Genomic DNA, 17,601 nt, shown 5'->3' with positions numbered 1-17,601 from the left:
AATACATATATACACCAAAAAAAGAGTGGAATTTTCGGATAATTGAAGCACCACAAACCATTCGGTTTCAGTGGTACTCCTTATCCGACCTCACTCTCATCCCACACCTGAAGGAATGGGCGTTCTCGTTCGGAAAATCTGTAATCAGTGATTTATATCACCGTATTTTACCGAAATCTCAGCTATAGTAGAGGAGAAAATCCCAGGAAAGGAAGGATTTACGATGGCTACCATTCGTCCGGAAAATGAAAAAGACATTGTTGTCGAAGCAGACATGTCCGACCTGCAGGCATTTGTGGATGAGGCAGTAAAAAACTTTGACAAGTATAAAGATGAGATTGCCGTTATTTACGAAAAGATGCCCAAGTTTGACTATAAATATTTCTGCTTTTACGCGTACGCAACCTATCGCTTACTGGAAGCAACGCTGGATTTTGATACAAGCAAGGTTGGGCATATTCGTGTAGAGGCACCTGATGAATTTTTCTATGCATTTTATGGCATGATTGCTGCGCTGCACACAAAGGGACTGGCACAGGAAAAGCTCGGTGCATAGGATTTAGATACAAGAAAAAATAACATGAACAATATTTACGCTCAGTTTTTTGCTGAGCGTATTCCTGCTTAAAATTATTCCTTCATGAAAAAGTTTTCTATGCAATAAACCGCCTGTTCAGCACCGAACCGCATAATAGTCTTTTTGCGTTTCATACCAGCTCGCTCCAATAATCTGGATGAACCGGTATTTGCGGTTTGTGTTTCTGCAATAACTCTGGAAAGGTTTAATTCATCAAAAGCATAATGAATGAGCTTTTGAACAACTTCAGTCGCATAACCAGCTCCCCACCACTCTGGTAAAAATTGATAGGAGATTTCCAAGTCATCACCTTCGTGGTGGGGGTCAAGAGAAACCAACCCAATAAAATCTCCCGATTGTTTCTCTTTAACAACCCAGTAAAAAGAGTTATCACCTGATTGCAGCATCCCATGTAATGACTCCTCAACGGCATCTTCAGGTCGTATGCCCCCAAGGTACTTTCTAACTTTGTGATTTACATATAATTTTTTCACATCCGTAAAATCAGATTGCTCAAAGGGTTTAATCAAACATCTTTCTGTTTCAATCAAAGGATTCACTCCAAACCTACTTCCAAACTTGATCCAGTTTATCAGAATAAAAGTCTATTGCTTTTTTATAGCCTAATATTTTACTGTCTGTAGTCGTATCTGTCAGGCACTTTAATATTAATTCCATCGCTCTGCTATTCTCGTTTAGATTATATAAGGTCATGGAATAGAATACTTGAATCGCCCGATTTTCCGGAAACAATTTGATTCCTTTTCGAAGCGTACTTTTCGACTTTTCATATTCTCCTAATGTTCTGTATGTACTGCCCAATCCCAGTATAGCACCTTCCATTTCTTCAGAAGGAAGTCCCAAATCAATCGCCTTCTCGTAAAAGGGTGCTGCCTTCGCTTCCTCTCCCAATAAATCAAAACTCCAGGCACATTGATAGTTAACCGATGCATTCTCAGGAAAATCATTTGTGAGTTTCTTCAACAATTTGTTGGATTCTTCATAGTTTCCATTTTTTCTTAAATCAATAGCCCCATGTAATTCTTTTTCCATCTTCTCATCCCCAATATTATTTTTCTCAAGAAAAAGCGACTGCTCCTTTTAGAACAATCGCTCCGTATCCATTTAAACATCAAAAGAATTCATAAAATAAATCAGATTATCTGTCCACCCGCCAAATTCATATATAAATCCTTTTCGTGTACATTCATATTCCATCCGCACACTCTCTGCCAAATTGATTGAAGCGGGATTATCAACATTAATGTGGGCTTCTATACGATGAAATTTTAAATAACTAAATGCAATATCCAGTGCTTCTTTTACCGCTTCTTTGCCATACCCTTTTCCCCAATATTGATTATGGATGGAATAACCAATTCTGCCCCATTGGAAATCTCCCCTTTCCAAGGTTGAGAAATCAACAAAACCTAAATGGATACCATCTTCTCGTCTAAAAACACCAAAAATATAAGCAGTATCCGTTAATGCTAAATTCTGGTGTCTATCTACCAGGTCAGCAAACCATTCCCTTGTACATTCACGCATATCCATTTTACCCTTGTCATGGCGATGCTGGGATGGATGACGGTTTTCAAATTCATTCAGCCAATTCTCATAATCATATTTCTGTAATGGTCTTAATACTAATCGTTCTGTTTCTTTAACATAATCAAACTTTTCTTCCTCTGTTATCAATGTGACCTCTCCTCTGTATAAACTTTTTCCTGAAATCAGAACCTTCTTTTTTTACATGATTTAGTTTATATCCCATAAGACATCACACCTTTCCATATAATATTTTCCGATAAAATTCGGGAAGTGATAGTAACCTCACTTCTTCTCCCCTAATTCAATGGAACGTTCCCGTGCGCTTTTTACACAATTCTTAATAGCATCCTGAAATCCATCCGCAGCTAAAGCTTCAAGACCTGCCTGCGTAGTTCCACCGGGACTGGTGACTTTTTCCCGCAGATCTCCTGCTGCTTCACCTGTCTGTTTAAGCATTTCACCTGCACCGACAACGGTTTGTGCAACCAGTGCCTTGGCAGTTTCTTTATCCAAACCTGCTTCAACAGCAGCCTGTTCCATCGCCTCGACAAAATAATAAATATAGGCGGGACCGCTTCCGGAAACTCCTGTTACCGTGTGCATATCGGCTTCGTCCACCATTACAGTAGATCCAATCGATTCAAATAATGCCTGAGCCTCTGCCATGTGTTCATCGCCGGCAAATTTACCGGCAGATAATGCAGTTGCCGAGTAGCCAATTGAGGCTGATGTGTTTGGCATTGCCCGAATCACAGGCGCATTGGACCCGATTAACGATGTAATGTACTCGGTTGAAATCCCGGCAATAACGGAAATAATCAGCTGGTCCGGTTTCAAATATGCCTGAATCGATTGGACGGCTGGTTCCAAGTCATACGGTTTTGTCGCTAAAATTACGATATCGGCATCTGCCGCAACTTTCTCTTTGTCCTGGATACTTTGAATCTGATAGCGGCGTTTCAGCCGGTCAATGCGTTCCTTATCACTTTTATTTGTTACAACAATTTGTTCCTTTCGTAAAATTTCCTGGTGAACGATACCGGAAATAATCGCTTCAGCCATGGAACCTGCACCAATAAAGGCAACTTTTTTATCCATCATCATTAACTCCTTTTATAAGCAATTATTCAAAAACAAAAAACACCCCAATCTAATCCTGTAAAAGGACGGATTGGGGTGTTTTCCGTGGTACCACCTTCATTGACATGCTGAACATGCCCACTCTATTTTCATAACGCAGCGAGACTGCGGTCAGGGTTTATCTGACAACTCCAAGGCAGGTTTCACAAAAAGCCGGGCCCGATGGAATCTCCCAGCCGATGAATTCCACTCTCTAACGGGAAGCAAATTGCTACTGACCTCTTCTTCGTTTGTTTATTATACTTATTCATGTATTTTTAAGTACTATACCTGCTAATATCCCTAATGTCAAGAGAGGCTTCCACCGTAAGTCAGTGAAAGCCCCGTTTTCTCTTATTTGCTGATTGATTCCCTTAACACCTGGAGTCTAGATTCCATACCGTCACCTGCTTCGGTTACATATTCATATTGGATGACGATAACATGCTTATCGATTTGGTAGGCATAATACCCTTGTGGCGGATATGCAAAATGCTGCCGCATGCCCTGATATGGAGTTTCATTTTGCGATGTTTCCGCCGGTTCTTCTGTATAGTCATAATCACCATTATATTCAGTTTGTAAATCCGATACGACTTTATCCAATTTTGCTTTTTCTATGACCTCCATCGTTACATAGGCGGTTTCAGCATCACTATAGTGCCTTACTTTATTGTCACTGACAGTATAATTACCCAGGAACTCCTCCATTTGATATTGAATGCCATACGGCTCCAATACATAATTGGTAACTGTTACTTCTTCCTCCATGCCTTCAAGCATAATGGTTTGAGTCTCTGTTCCTTGTTCATTTACCGATATTTTTTTATCTGTTGTATCATCCTTGTCTCCGGCGTCAGCAGGTTCTTTACTCTCATTCCCTGTATTTTCCATTTGGTTATGGTTATCAGCAGGCAACACTGATTGACTATCATTAATCGAATTAAATAGGAGAATACTGCCTATAAAGAAAGCAGCGGCAGTTGAAAACCAGATAGCCGATTGTTTTAATTTTTTCTGCTTACGTTTCTTCCTCGCATGTTTTCTAATTACTGCTTTCATCGATTCTTTTTTATCAGGATCCAATGATACAGATGCTTTCAATTCTTTTAACTCCTTTTGCAATTCGTCATCGTTATAATTCATAATCGGCCTCCTTTACCTTCCTTTTCAAGGCTGCTAATGCTCGATGAAACGTTACGCGCACCTTTGTATCGGGCCATTGTAAAATGCTGGCTGTTTGGGCGACAGTCAATTCCTCAATTCCCCGCAGAATAACCACGTCCCGATAGTCCTGTTTCAGTTTTGAAATATCCTGATGTAGTTGTTGTTTGTTTTCATTGGTTAATTGTTGTTCCTCTGGTGAAATCTCTGTTTTATAGTCATATGTTTTGATTAATTTTCGCCAATCCTGCCGTTTTCTTTTACGTGCCTCATCAATTGCCAGGTTTCGTGCAATGGATATAAGCCATGTTTTCGGACTTGAATCACCTTTAAACGAATCATACCGATCAATCGCTTTTATAAATACCTCTTGTACTAAATCTTCCACATCAGGAGTGGACATGTAATAGACAAGAAATTTGTAAATATCATCAGCATAGGCATCGAACCAATCCGTAATTATTTCTTCCTCCATCCCCCCGGCCTCCTTCTGTCAGGCTTATCTTACATCTTTCTGTCTATTAGACGATGCTTTTTATAAAATATTACAGTTTTATGTAAAATAAAGACCATTTTATACGTAAAAAAAGCACAAATAAAAAAACCGCTACAAATTGTAACGGTTTCGTGTATAATCTCCAATTTTATGCGCTTTTAAAATTAAATGGAGGAGGTAGAGGGATTCGAACCCCCGCGCGGTTTGACCCGCCTGTCGGTTTTCAAGACCGATCCCTTCAGCCAGACTTGGGTATACCTCCGTGTGCGACAAGAATTAATATATCATGCATGAATTATGTTGTCAAACGGAAAATGTAACTTTTTTAAAATAGGGTACCGGGCCACAATCCGTGACCCGTTAACCGTATTATTTTATTACATCTTTTCCGCCCATATATGGTCTTAGAACTTCCGGAACGACAACAGAACCGTCTTCCTGCTGATAATTTTCCAAAATAGCAGCGACTGTACGGCCGACTGCTAATCCGGATCCATTTAATGTATGAACAAATTCCGGTTTACCTTTTTCTTCTCGACGGAAGCGAATGCCTGCACGTCTTGCCTGAAAATCTTCAAAGTTAGAGCAAGAAGAAATTTCCCGGTAAGTATTCTGACTTGGAATCCACACTTCGATATCGTATTTTTTAGCAGCCGTAAAGCCCAAGTCTCCAGTACACATGCTCATAACCCTGTATGGCAGATTTAACAATTGCAATACTTTTTCAGCATGTCCTGTCAGTACTTCCAATGTTTCATAAGAATCTTCCGGTTTAGTGAAATGTACAAGCTCGACTTTGTTGAACTGGTGCTGGCGAATAAGCCCGCGTGTGTCACGTCCGGCAGACCCGGCTTCAGAACGGAAATTAGCACTGTACGCTGCATATTTCTTAGGAAGATTATCACTTGTGAGAATTTCATCCCGATGGAAATTCGTAACCGGCACCTCAGCTGTCGGTATCAGGAAATAATCCCATTCATCCAATTTGAACACGTCTTCAGCAAATTTTGGCAGCTGGCCGGTTCCGGTCAGGCTCGCCCGATTAACGATTTGTGGCGGCATCAGCTCGGTGTAACCATGTTCATCCGCATGCAAGTCCATCATAAAGCTCATTAAGGCACGCTCCAGGCGTGTTCCGAGTCCTTTATAAAAAACAAAGCGGCTTCCGGTGACCTTTGCAGCCCGTTCAAAATCAATAATATCCAGACCGGTTGCTACGTCCCAGTGTGGCTTTTCCTCAAAATTAAAGGTTGGAATTTCTCCCCATTTACGTGCCAGCACATTATCATCTTCATCCTCACCAATCGGTACACTTTCATGCGGAATATTTGGGATGGAAAGCATCATATGATTTAAATTTTCCTCTATTTCTTTCAATTCCGTATCGAATGCCTTAATTTGCTCTCCTACCTCACGCATTTCCTTAATCGCAGGATCAGCATCTTTACCTTCTTTTTTTAATGCAGAAATCTGTTTGGACGCTTCATTCCGCTTTGCTTTCAGTTTTTCTGTTTCCGAAATTAAGTTCCGGCGTCGCTCATCTAGCTCGCCAAACCGCTCGAGTTCCGATAAATCTTCACCGCGGTTCGCCAGTTTCTTTTTTACATCATCAAAATTATTCCGTAAAAACTTCATGTCCAACATGGTTAGTTCCTCCTTTTTAAATACAAAAAACTCCCGTCCCTAATAAATAGGGACGAGAGTATTATTCCCGCGTTGCCACCCTTATTGAAGAGATATACACCTCTTCCGGCTCAAATAAAATAACGGTTTTTAACCGGGTTTACCTACTTTTCGGTTCAGTAAACCAGTTTGAGGATGGATTCACAAGCTGCCAACATCGGTTCACACCTGCCACCGACTCTCTGGAGATAAGCTACCTGCTACTATTTCCTCTCATTACTGTTTCATATATTATGGTATATCATATACAATTTTTAATTAAGATGCAAGTGTTTTTATTTATCTAGTTCAGGCATCCAGCGACTAGTAAACTTCCCGAGCCCTCCTTACGATAAGTCAACATCGGTTCGTAGTTAGGGATGGCCAACTAAAACCGGCCTTGTCGGCCAACGTCGGCATACCCCTGATGCAGGGGCATGTTTCCTTTATCTCATAGGGTAGGAATGTCCGATTAAGATCGCCACTTTGCGCGGCAACATCGGACCACCTGGCATGGCCAGGCGCAGTTTATACGTCGCTAAACGGACGCCTTCACTTTTATGTTTGATTCTTCCACCATTTCAGCGAAATATTCAATAAAACGGTTATCATCGGTCAATTCCGGATGAAAAGCAGTACATAAATAATGCCCCTGTTTAGCAGCTACAATCCGGTCCTGGCATGTTGCAAGAATTTCCACTTCAGGTCCTGCTTCCATAATATATGGGGCGCGGATGAATACTGCATTAAAATGATTACCGATATAACTTACGTCCAAATCTGCTTCAAAGCTTGCAACCTGTCTGCCGAACGCATTCCGTGCAACCTTCATATTGATAAGTCCCAAATGGGAATGTTCCTGACCATCTATGTCATTCGCCATCAAAATCAGTCCGGCACATGTACCAAATATCGGTTTACCTTTTTTTCCGAATTCCTGAAGAGCATCGAAGAAACCATAGCTGTCAATCAACCTGCGCATTGTAGTGCTTTCACCGCCGGGAAGAATCAAGCCATCAATTTCATCAAGCTGCTCCTTACGTTTTATCTCAACGGCATTTGCACCTGTTGCCTTAATCGAGCGAATGTGTTCACGAACAGCACCTTGTAACGCAAGTACACCAATCGTATTCATATGGATTCCTTCTTTCTACTCACTGCGATCCTGCATGCGGTCATGTGCTTCCAACGTACTCATTTCAATACCTTTCATTGCGGTACCCAAGCCTTTGGAAAGCTCACCAATCAATTTATAATCGGTGTAATGTGTTGTTGCTTCAACAATTGCCTTTGCAAATTTCTCCGGATTGTTTGATTTGAAAATTCCGGATCCAACAAATACACCATCTGCACCCAGCTGCATCATTAAAGCAGCATCAGCTGGTGTTGCTACCCCGCCTGCTGCAAAGTTAACAACCGGCAAACGTCCTTCTTCTCTAATCTCTAATAAAAGATTATATGGTGCACCGATTTCTTTTGCGAATGTCATGACTTCATCTTCAGACATGGATGTAAGCTTTCTGATTTCCGACTGTACCTGACGCATATGGCGAACAGCTTCAACAATATTTCCCGTACCTGGTTCACCTTTTGTACGTAGCATGGATGCACCTTCACCAATACGACGCGCAGCCTCACCAAGGTTACGGCAGCCGCAAACAAATGGAACCGTGTAGTCTGATTTTTTTAAATGATATTCTTCATCAGCTGGTGTCAGAACTTCACTTTCATCAATATAGTCAACACCCATTGCTTCCAGTACGCGTGCTTCAACAATATGTCCGATGCGCGCCTTTGCCATTACCGGAATGGATACTGCATTCAGTACCTCTTCTGTTACCTCAGGGCTTGCCATCCGGGCAACCCCGCCTGCAGCGCGGATATCAGATGGTACACGTTCCAATGCCATTACAGCAACTGCCCCTGCTTCTTCGGCAATTTTTGCTTGTTCAGCATTAACGACGTCCATGATGACGCCACCTTTTTGCATTTCTGCCATGCCGCGTTTTACGCGATCTGTACCTGTATTTGTCATTGTTTTCCCTCCTGTATACGAAACTTCTTAACAGAACTATTTTACACTTTAGAACCAGCCTTTAACAGTATCAACGACTGTACTGAATAAATTGGCAAAAAAATCGCCAATAGCACCGAGCGTAAGCATAAACCAATTATCTTTTTCAACAGATTTCTGAGCAACTATATCTACTGTTGAATCGCCAATTCCAGCTGAGATATAGCCATAATCGTTACCTTCAAATACAAGTTCTGCCGTTCCAATCTTTTCACCTTTTTTAATTGGGGCAGTTAACTCGCCTTCCTTATTCAGCTTATCTTTATCAATATTGTATTTAATACTGTAGTTCTTTTCCTGTCCTTGTTTAACCGGAATGGTAAAATCATCTTTTGTTGCAATCTCCACATTGTCTTCTTTCCCCTTAGCGACAGGCAATGTTGATTTATCTTCCAGCTGATAGCCTTTCGGGAAAAGCTCTTTCTTTTCAAATTGCGAGAATCCGTAATCCATCAGTTTTGCTGTTTCCTGGAAGCGGGCCTCTTTACTGTCTGTTTTCATAACTACAGATATCAGGCGGTTTCCGTTCTGTTTAGCTGTCCCTGTAAAACAGTATCCGGCAAGATCGGTGTAACCTGTTTTCAATCCATCAATTCCTTTGTATTGAAACTGCTTCAGGAATGTGGCTTCATGTGGCAGCATCCAATTCAGGTTCTCTACTGTGTAGCCTTCGAATTCTACTTCTGTCATGCTGGTTACATCCAATGCCTGTGGAAAATCATTTACCAGATTATACGCCAGCAGTGCTGCAGACTTTGCCGATAACCGGTTATTCGCATTTGGGTCTGTTCCTTCAGGGACATTTTCTCCCAATGATGAATTGGCAAGACCGGTTGAGTTGACAAAATTATAATCAGGTAAACCCATTTCTTCTGCCTTTGCATTCATCATTTTAACGAATTCACCTTCAGAACCTGCAACCAGTTCTGCAAGTGCAATCGTTGTACCGTTATCTGAAAATACAGCCATTGCTTCATATAATTCTCTAACTGTATATGCTTTATCCTGTGTTAATCCGATTCCGGAGAAGGTTGGGTCTGCGGATATACTGTATGCGTAGTCACTAATCTGCGTTGTCGTATCCCAGTTGATTTTTCCTTCCTTGATGGCTTCCTGTACAAGGTACTCCGTCATCATTTTGGTCATACTGGCTGGAGGTAACGCCATGTTAGGGTTTTTAGCAAATAAAATCTTTCCTGTCTCTGCATCAACTAAGATAGCTGACTCTGCTTGAACATCTAATGCTTCTGCTGCTTTAGCAGAAATTGGCTGGCTGAATATTGCAGTCATCATTACCAGAGCAACCAGTAAAAATGACAATCCCTTCTTGAAGTTGTGTTTCACGTTCTCTACCTCCACCTTATTATAATAAGTTTTTTTATAGATTTTCACTTCATACCTTAGATATTTTACCACAAAAAAGGATGAAAAAATAGACAGGGAAAAGTCCCTATCTATCAATTTTAATAGGAAAAAATTACTATTAAATCAGATTACACCGAGTAGTTTGGTGCTTCTTTTGTAATTTGTACATCGTGCGGATGACTTTCACGTAATCCAGCATTGGTTATCCGAATAAAACGGGCATCATTGCGTAGCGAATCGATTGATCCTGTTCCGCAATATCCCATACCTGCACGCAGGCCTCCCAGTAATTGATGGACCGTATCCGCAAGTGGACCTTTATATGCTGTTCGACCTTCAATACCTTCTGGAACAAGCTTTTTCGCATCTTCAGCATCCTGGAAATAACGATCTTTTGAGCCTGCCTTCATCGCTCCGACAGAACCCATTCCACGGTAGACTTTGTATTGTCTTCCCTGGAAAATTTCTGTTTCACCGGGGCTTTCCGATACACCGGCAAATAAACTTCCAAGCATAACCACACTTGCACCGGCTGCCAATGCCTTAACAATATCACCGGAATATTTGATCCCGCCATCAGCGATAACGGAAACACCATATTTTTCTGCAGCAACAGCACAATCGTTTACAGCTGTGATTTGCGGTACACCGACACCTGCAACAACTCTTGTTGTACAAATGGAACCAGGACCGATTCCAACTTTGACAATCGTTGCACCTGCTTCAATCAAAGCTACTGTTGCTTCGGCTGTTGCAACATTACCAGCAATAATATCCAAATCAGGATAGGTTTCGCGTACAAGGCGTACTTGCTCCAGTACACCCTTTGAGTGGCCATGGGCTGTATCGATTACAATCACATCAACACCAGCTTCCACCAGCTTCTCAATACGTTTCAGAGCATCAGCGGTGACACCAACTGCTGCACCCGCAAGTAAACGTCCCTGTTCATCTTTTGCCGCATTCGGAAATTCGATTACTTTCTCAATATCTTTTATCGTGATTAATCCTTTCAGCATACCGTTATCATCAACAAGAGGCAGTTTTTCAATCTTATAGGTCTGCAAAAGACTTTCCGCTTCCTGAAGTGTTGTTCCAACTGGTGCTGTGACCAGGTTTTCACTTGTCATGACTTCTTTAATTGCAATGGAGTAATCCTCGATAAAACGAAGATCCCGGTTCGTTAAAATGCCAACCAGTTTCTGCTCATCGATATTATTGACTACAGGAACTCCTGAAATACGGAACTTACCCATAAGATGCTCTGCATCATACACTTGATGTTCGGGAGTCAGGAAGAAAGGATTTGTAATAACTCCACTTTCCGAACGCTTTACCCGATCAACCTGTTCTGCCTGATCTTCAATCGACATATTTTTATGAATGATTCCCAGACCACCTTGACGTGCCATGGCTATTGCCATTTCCGCTTCAGTTACCGTATCCATTCCAGCACTCATGAATGGAGTATTAAGCTTAACTTTATCAGATAACACCGTACTGACATCAACATCTTTTGGCAATACTTCCGACTCTGCAGGCATTAACAAAACATCATCAAAGGTTAACCCTTCTTTGGCGAACTTATCTTCACGCATAATTTTTCCTCCTCCTATTCATTGGTTGATATGCCTTAATGAGTATATTTTTATATCTTGGTCAAACTATATTTGCAATTCTATTGTTATTTACAATACGCCAACAAGTAAGCTTTTTCAACAGGAGAATCAGGGTGTGAAAAAAGAAAATAGATTCAAAATATTTTAATAGTTAGGAGGGGATTTTTTTGTATAAAGAGTACATATCAGCTTTCTATACATACTTGCAATCACAAGAAACAGCCCAAAAATACCTGTATGACTGCTACCAAAAGCTTGATAATGTTGATGCAGCAGTGAAAAGCTACGAAAACTGCACGAAATTCATGTACTATTTGAATCACGGAAAACAATTTTACGATAATGGCAGAAGACTGGATACATTACTTCAGCCGATATTATTTTTCTATGGGATGATACATCTCTTAAAAGCAAACCTGTTAACACTGCGACCGAATTATCCAGAATCAACAGCGATACTCGCACATGGGGTATCAAGCCGAAAGCGCAAGAAAAAGGATTATTCGTTTATGCAGGATGAAGTGAAAATACAGCATAATGGATTATTTCCTTATTTTTCAGAGCACTTATTTTCAATTAAAAAAACACCAAACGAAAAAATGAAAATGAATTACCTGTTCGCACTGGTTCCGGAAATGTCAGCCTTGTTCAAGTTGCAAGATCAGCAGAAAATGACCATTATCGGTAATGTCGGAACGAAGGAATTACATTTTCCGGCAAGAATATTGGATAACTATCATTTAACCAAAAAATCCTTTATTCAGCGAATCAGATCCTATCTGCCGCCAATTGAACAAACCGAAACGACAAAAGCATCCATTTCTGTTTATTTATCCAACCCGTTTAAAAAAGTAACTGCACCTTTTTTCACAGATAAAGCAAACGAGAAAATTTATTTTCCTTTGTATCGGGAATATTTCTCACCTGTTTCAGAAGTAATGATCCATTATTTGCTTTTATACAATTTAAGCATGCTGTGTCGCTATGAATCGGAGTGGTGGGGAGAGCTGTTAGCTGAAAAACCGGACGCCGACTATCCATTCATCAAACACTTTTTAAAAACAACAGGGGAAAAAATACCCCTGCTGCTTGGAAAAGAGCTTTTACATAAAAGTGAGATTTGATATGTGAATTAATCATGTAAACAGTTAACATAAACTGCGAAACAGTATTATTAAGTGGGGGCTCTCTGACCTAGCAGATAGAATATACTCAATTTCATAAGTTTTAGTTGTTAGGCTTTCTTTTGTGCTTCATACCCTTGATGAACTACTTTTCATCGATGTTTTTGCTTCTAATTGTCTTTCATACCCTGATGAACCACTTTTCATCGATGTTTTTGCTTCTAATTGTCTTTCATAACCCTGATGAACCACTTTTCATCAACGTTTTTGCCTCCAATTGTCCTTCATAACCTTGATGAACCACTTTTCATCGACGTTTTCGCCTCCAATTGTCCTTCATACCCTGATGAACCACTTTTCATCGATGTTTTCGCCTCCAATTGTCCTTCATAACCTTGATGAACCACTTTTCATCGATGTTTTTGCTTCCAATTGTCCTTCATAACCTTGATGAACCACTTTTCATCGATGTTTTTGCTTCCAATTGTCTTTCATAACCCTGATGAACCACTTTTTATCAACGTTTTCGCCTCCAATTGTCTTTCATAACCCGTCCTACCCGCAGGAGTACGGCATCTCAAGAAAAACTTGCGACAAGAAGCGTACGAAAAAGCTCAGCAGCCGCCCCCGGCTATGAAGACACTGCGAAAACGTACTTTTTGAGCAGATGTCGCCTTGGTACCCGGAGACGTGAAAGCGAAGTGTATTTCCGGAGCGGTGTTTTTCCACTCAACTTTTATCAAAGTAGTTCGCAGTCTATGGAAATTGCGCAATAACTGGAGTGAATCGTGCAGTATCCAGCCAATCCCTAATTCATGGAACTATCTTCTACTATTACAATCGAAATACAGGAGGGAAAGGTGGCATGAATTTTTTAAAAATCTATGCCACTTTTTTAGATTCACATACGATTATATAAATGAGAAGGATATAAAATATACCACCGAACCTACCGAAGTAGATATTGACGCGACAATTGACGCCATCGGGTATGCATTCCATGAGATGACGGACAACTAATTTTGTACACTCAGATTTTTAGCAGAGTTTCGCAATTTATGAAAATTGGAAAACTAAAAGAACCTCCATAAAAACGTTAGCTATTAAATACGTTAATTTCATTTAATTAATTATTTCTTCGATAAACAACGATGGATTATTAGTTAAAGTAACAATTTCATCTGTTTCCGTAAGCTTTACGATTGGACGGGTTGGATTTTTAGAATCTAAAAATACGATTTCACCAATCTTATTCGTTGACAGTCTTACCTTTGTACCAATTGAAAAATTAGTAAGGCTGTCAATAAATGCATCCACAACCTGGTGATCCAGTTTCGTAAATTTATATTTTTGGATTTCCTCGATTACTTTGAAAGGGGTTTGTCCCTCACGGTAGATTCGTTCAGACGTCATTGCATGATACATGTCACAAACTGCAATAATACGTGCATAACTGTGAATCTTGTCTTTTGGCAGTCCAAGTGGATACCCTGATCCATCGAAGCGTTCGTGATGCTGCAGAACAGCCAGTTTAACAGCCTTCGTAATGGTTGGAACTTTCTCAACCAACCGGTATGAATAGGTCGGGTGTTTTCTCATTTCTTCCCGTTCCGAGTAAGACAACGAACCATTTTTCATCACAATTGCTTCATCAATTTTGGCCATTCCACAGTCACTCAACGACCCGGCAAGCCCGATTTGCAGCCATTCTCCCTTTTCATAACCCAGTTTCTTTGCCAGGAATGCGGACAAAATTCCAACAGACACACTATGGTGAAAAATATAGTCCTTCTTGGCAGCGTAATGATGCAAGGTGTAAATCACTTTACTACTATCATCCATTCGTTCAAACAATGGAATTAGAATATCACGTACTTCCGGCATATCAATTGCCATGTTGTTTTGCCATTTTGTAAATAGAGTTTTATAACTTGTTACAGCGTTTTTATACTGTTTTTCAAATGATTCCGGTTCCTGTTGAACACTGGTCTGTGTCTGTTCTTTCACTTCTTCTTTATGTACAAATTCAGGTTTAAACGTATCACCGTTTTCAAGCTTTGCTGATACATCAACAGTCTCAACAAGAAACTTTTCAAGCACTGAGATGTGTTCCTCAGTTAAAACCGTTTTCTTCGGAATAATAGGGCGATTTGTTTTGCCTCTTACGTCATTAAGCAGCACACAGCCAGGTACCAGTTGTGTTGGTTCGACACGCATGCAATTCCCCCCTTATAAAAAGGTGACTGCAGAGAAAGCGTATTGTATTTCCTCTGCAGTCACCTGCAAAAAATTTCACCGGCATGTTATTCGTCTTCCTGATTTTCTGCTTCCTCTGAACTTTCCTCCACTGATTCTATATCCTCTTCTGCTACCGTTTCTTCTTCCGCTTCTTTTTCTATTTTTGCAACGGTAGCAACTTCTTCGTCTTCCTGAACGCGTATCAGGCGAACTCCCCGTGTATTTCGTCCTGTTTGCGAGATACCCTCAACAGGAATTCGAATTAATACGCCGGCAACTGTTATCAGCATAATATCTTCTTCACCGGTTACAGCTTTGACGGCTGCGACATGATTATCATCATCAAGTTTGGCAGTGAAAATACCTTTACCACCACGCTTGGTGACTCGATATTGATCTTCAGGTGTACGTTTACCGATACCCTTATTTGTTACATGCAATATCTGCAGTCCTTCATCAAGGATTTCCATGGATATTACTTCATCATCGCCGCGTAATGAGATACCCCGGACCCCTGCAGCTGTTCGTCCCATCGAGCGTACCTGATCCTCCGGGAAACGAATGAGGTAACCATTTCTTGTACCGATCATAATATCTTTTGTACCGTCTGTTAAACGCACGGAGATTAACTCATCTTCATCCCGCAGTCCAACTGCAATAAGTCCGCCTTTACGAATATTGGCGAAATGCGAAAGCTGAGTCCGCTTGGATATTCCGTGACGCGTTGTAAAGAACAGGTACCAGTCTTCACTGAATTCATTTACTGAGATAACAGCGTTAATCCATTCATCCTTTTCAATTTGCAGTAAATTAATGATCGGAATACCTTTTGCCGTACGGCTGAATTCCGGAACCTCATACCCTTTGGAACGATAGACTTTACCTTTATTGGTAAAGAAAAGGACAGTATCATGGGTTGAAGTAGATACCAGATGCTCGACAAAATCATCTTCGTTTGTACCCATTCCCTGAATACCCCTTCCCCCTCGTTTTTGCGTACGATATGTCGATGCGGGAAGACGTTTAATATATCCTTGATGTGTAAGTGTGATAACAACATTTTCTTCCGGAATTAAATCTTCGTCCTCAATAAAGTCTGCTCCACCAATGACGATTTCGGTACGGCGTGGGTCATTATATTTTTCCTTTACTTCTGTAAGCTCTTCACGAATAATTTCCAGCACTTTTTCTTCATCAGCTAAAATTGCCTTTAATTCGTCAATCAATTTAATAAGATCATTATATTCACTTTCAATTTTTTCACGCTCAAGACCGGTTAAACGCTGCAGACGCATATCTAATATAGCCTGTGCCTGTTTCTCTGATAGACCGTAACGCTCCATTAAACCGTCACGTGCTATATCAGCAGTTTTGGAATTACGGATAAGAGAGATGACTTCATCCAGATGATCAAGTGCAATCCGGAGACCTTCCAGAATATGTGCACGTGCTTCAGCTTTCCGAAGTTCAAACGCTGTCCGTCGTTTAATAATTACTTTTTGGTGTTCCAAATAATGTTCCAGACATTGCTTTACCGTTAACACTCTAGGTTGTCCATCAACCAATGCAAGCATATTGATACCGAAACTGGTCTGTAATGCAGTCTGTTTGTATAGATTATTCAGTACAACATTTGCGTTCACATCACGGCGTAACTCAATAACAACTCGCAACCCGTTCCGGTCTGATTCATCACGTAAATCAGTAATACCATCAATCCGTTTATCACGGACAAGTTCAGCTATCTTTTCGATTAATTTTGCCTTATTTACCTGATATGGCAATTCGGTAGCAATAATAGTCGATTTACCATTCGCATGTTCCTCGATATGTACTTTGGCACGAATAGTAATCGAACCTTTTCCAGTCTCGTATGCCTTGCGAATTCCACTGCGGCCAAGAATTTCGCCGGCAGTAGGAAAGTCAGGTCCATGAATATAGTTCTCCATCAATTCATCGATGGTAATTTCCGGCTCTTTACTAATAGCCAGAACCGCATCAATTGTTTCTCCCAGATTGTGTGGCGGAATATTAGTTGCCATTCCTACTGCAATACCTGATGTTCCGTTAACAAGTAAATTTGGAAAACGTGATGGAAATACAACAGGTTCCTGCTCTGTTCCGTCATAGTTATCCTGATAATCGATTGTATCTTTGTTGATGTCACGCAAAAGTTCCATCGAGATTTTTGACATCCGTGCTTCTGTATACCGCATTGCCGCCGCGGAATCACCATCGACGGAACCAAAATTTCCGTGCCCATCAACCAGCATATTCCGATAACTGAAATCCTGTGCCATACGCACCATTGCTTCGTAAACAGCAGAATCACCATGCGGGTGATACTTACCGATTACTTCACCAACGATACGAGCCGATTTTTTATAGGCTTTATCTGCATGCATACCAAGATCATTCATTGCATACAATATTCTACGATGAACCGGCTTCATCCCATCACGCACATCCGGTAGTGCACGTGATACGATTACACTCATCGCATAATCAAGAAATGATGTGCGCATTTCTTTACTTATATTTACTTCCTTAACGTTTGGACGTTGTTGATCCGCCATTAAATTACCTCCAAATCATATCTCAAAGGCGCAAGC

15 protein-coding genes, 1 tRNA gene and 2 other annotated features are annotated in these 17,601 nt (G+C 40.8%); of the genes, 2 read left to right on the top strand and 14 right to left on the bottom strand.

Going from position 1 to position 17,601, the window contains the following annotated elements; all coding sequences use genetic code 11:
- Positions 1–223 precede the first annotated feature (223 nt).
- Positions 224–556: a hypothetical protein gene (locus tag G6R02_RS16950; protein ID WP_164670583.1), complete on the top strand. Its 333-nt coding sequence runs from the start codon at positions 224–226 to the stop codon at positions 554–556.
- A 74-nt stretch (positions 557–630) separates the two neighbouring features.
- Here G6R02_RS16950 and G6R02_RS16945 read toward each other — a convergent pair whose 3' ends face one another.
- The 12 genes from G6R02_RS16945 to guaB all read right to left on the bottom strand — a co-directional run bounded on the left by G6R02_RS16945 (position 631) and on the right by guaB (position 11,606).
- Positions 631–1,128 (bottom strand): GNAT family N-acetyltransferase, encoded by a 498-nt coding sequence (locus G6R02_RS16945; RefSeq protein ID WP_164670582.1) that lies wholly within the window; start codon positions 1,126–1,128, stop codon positions 631–633.
- A gap of 16 nt (positions 1,129–1,144) precedes the next feature.
- The gene (locus tag G6R02_RS16940) at positions 1,145–1,630 is read right to left on the bottom strand and encodes a tetratricopeptide repeat protein (protein WP_164670581.1); all 486 of its coding nucleotides are present in this window, start codon (positions 1,628–1,630) and stop codon (positions 1,145–1,147) included.
- A 72-nt stretch (positions 1,631–1,702) separates the two neighbouring features.
- Positions 1,703–2,275 (bottom strand): GNAT family N-acetyltransferase, encoded by a 573-nt coding sequence (locus G6R02_RS16935; RefSeq protein WP_164670580.1) that lies wholly within the window; start codon positions 2,273–2,275, stop codon positions 1,703–1,705.
- 135 nt (positions 2,276–2,410) lie between these two features.
- Complete coding sequence (proC, locus tag G6R02_RS16930) at positions 2,411–3,226, bottom strand: pyrroline-5-carboxylate reductase (protein ID WP_164670579.1); 816 nt, start codon at positions 3,224–3,226, stop codon at positions 2,411–2,413.
- Between the two features lie 61 nt (positions 3,227–3,287).
- Positions 3,288–3,504, bottom strand: a binding site (T-box leader).
- A gap of 97 nt (positions 3,505–3,601) precedes the next feature.
- Positions 3,602–4,393 carry a hypothetical protein gene (locus G6R02_RS16925; RefSeq protein WP_164670578.1) on the bottom strand — a complete coding sequence of 264 codons (792 nt, stop codon included), beginning with the start codon at positions 4,391–4,393 and terminating at the stop codon, positions 3,602–3,604.
- Positions 4,383–4,886 carry an RNA polymerase sigma factor gene (locus tag G6R02_RS16920; protein ID WP_164670577.1) on the bottom strand — a complete coding sequence of 168 codons (504 nt, stop codon included), beginning with the start codon at positions 4,884–4,886 and terminating at the stop codon, positions 4,383–4,385. Before G6R02_RS16920 ends, G6R02_RS16925 begins: the two co-directional genes overlap by 11 nt.
- Before the next feature lie 190 nt (positions 4,887–5,076).
- A tRNA-Ser gene (locus tag G6R02_RS16915) sits at positions 5,077–5,169 on the bottom strand.
- A gap of 107 nt (positions 5,170–5,276) precedes the next feature.
- A complete protein-coding gene (gene serS, locus G6R02_RS16910; protein WP_164670576.1) occupies positions 5,277–6,551 on the bottom strand; it encodes a serine--tRNA ligase in 1,275 nt (424 codons plus the stop codon).
- Between the two features lie 45 nt (positions 6,552–6,596).
- Positions 6,597–6,816, bottom strand: a binding site (T-box leader).
- A gap of 291 nt (positions 6,817–7,107) precedes the next feature.
- Positions 7,108–7,704: a pyridoxal 5'-phosphate synthase glutaminase subunit PdxT gene (gene pdxT, locus G6R02_RS16905; RefSeq protein ID WP_164670575.1), complete on the bottom strand. Its 597-nt coding sequence runs from the start codon at positions 7,702–7,704 to the stop codon at positions 7,108–7,110.
- Positions 7,705–7,719: 15 nt separating this feature from the next.
- Positions 7,720–8,604, bottom strand: coding sequence for a pyridoxal 5'-phosphate synthase lyase subunit PdxS (gene pdxS, locus G6R02_RS16900; protein WP_164670574.1), 885 nt, complete (start codon positions 8,602–8,604; stop codon positions 7,720–7,722).
- Positions 8,605–8,652: 48 nt separating this feature from the next.
- The gene (locus G6R02_RS16895; RefSeq protein WP_246202650.1) at positions 8,653–9,987 is read right to left on the bottom strand and encodes a serine hydrolase; all 1,335 of its coding nucleotides are present in this window, start codon (positions 9,985–9,987) and stop codon (positions 8,653–8,655) included.
- Positions 9,988–10,136: 149 nt separating this feature from the next.
- The gene (gene guaB, locus G6R02_RS16890) at positions 10,137–11,606 is read right to left on the bottom strand and encodes an IMP dehydrogenase (RefSeq protein ID WP_164670573.1); all 1,470 of its coding nucleotides are present in this window, start codon (positions 11,604–11,606) and stop codon (positions 10,137–10,139) included.
- Between the two features lie 188 nt (positions 11,607–11,794).
- On the opposite strand from guaB, the gene G6R02_RS16885 reads away from it, so the two are divergent.
- The gene (locus G6R02_RS16885; RefSeq protein WP_164670572.1) at positions 11,795–12,751 is read left to right on the top strand and encodes a YaaC family protein; all 957 of its coding nucleotides are present in this window, start codon (positions 11,795–11,797) and stop codon (positions 12,749–12,751) included.
- Positions 12,752–13,873: 1,122 nt separating this feature from the next.
- On the opposite strand, the gene G6R02_RS16880 is transcribed toward G6R02_RS16885, so the two are convergent.
- Both G6R02_RS16880 and gyrA read right to left on the bottom strand, forming a co-directional pair.
- The gene (locus tag G6R02_RS16880) at positions 13,874–14,968 is read right to left on the bottom strand and encodes an HD-GYP domain-containing protein (protein ID WP_164670571.1); all 1,095 of its coding nucleotides are present in this window, start codon (positions 14,966–14,968) and stop codon (positions 13,874–13,876) included.
- An 86-nt stretch (positions 14,969–15,054) separates the two neighbouring features.
- Positions 15,055–17,565: a DNA gyrase subunit A gene (gene gyrA / locus G6R02_RS16875; RefSeq protein ID WP_164670570.1), complete on the bottom strand. Its 2,511-nt coding sequence runs from the start codon at positions 17,563–17,565 to the stop codon at positions 15,055–15,057.
- Positions 17,566–17,601: the final 36 nt, after the last annotated feature.

Origin of the sequence: Virgibacillus doumboii (assembly GCF_902806455.1) — a bacterium.
GTDB lineage: Bacteria > Bacillota > Bacilli > Bacillales > Amphibacillaceae > Lentibacillus > Lentibacillus doumboii.
The sequence above is the reverse complement of the archived record's forward strand: the minus strand, read 5'-3'. Positions and strand labels throughout refer to the sequence as shown.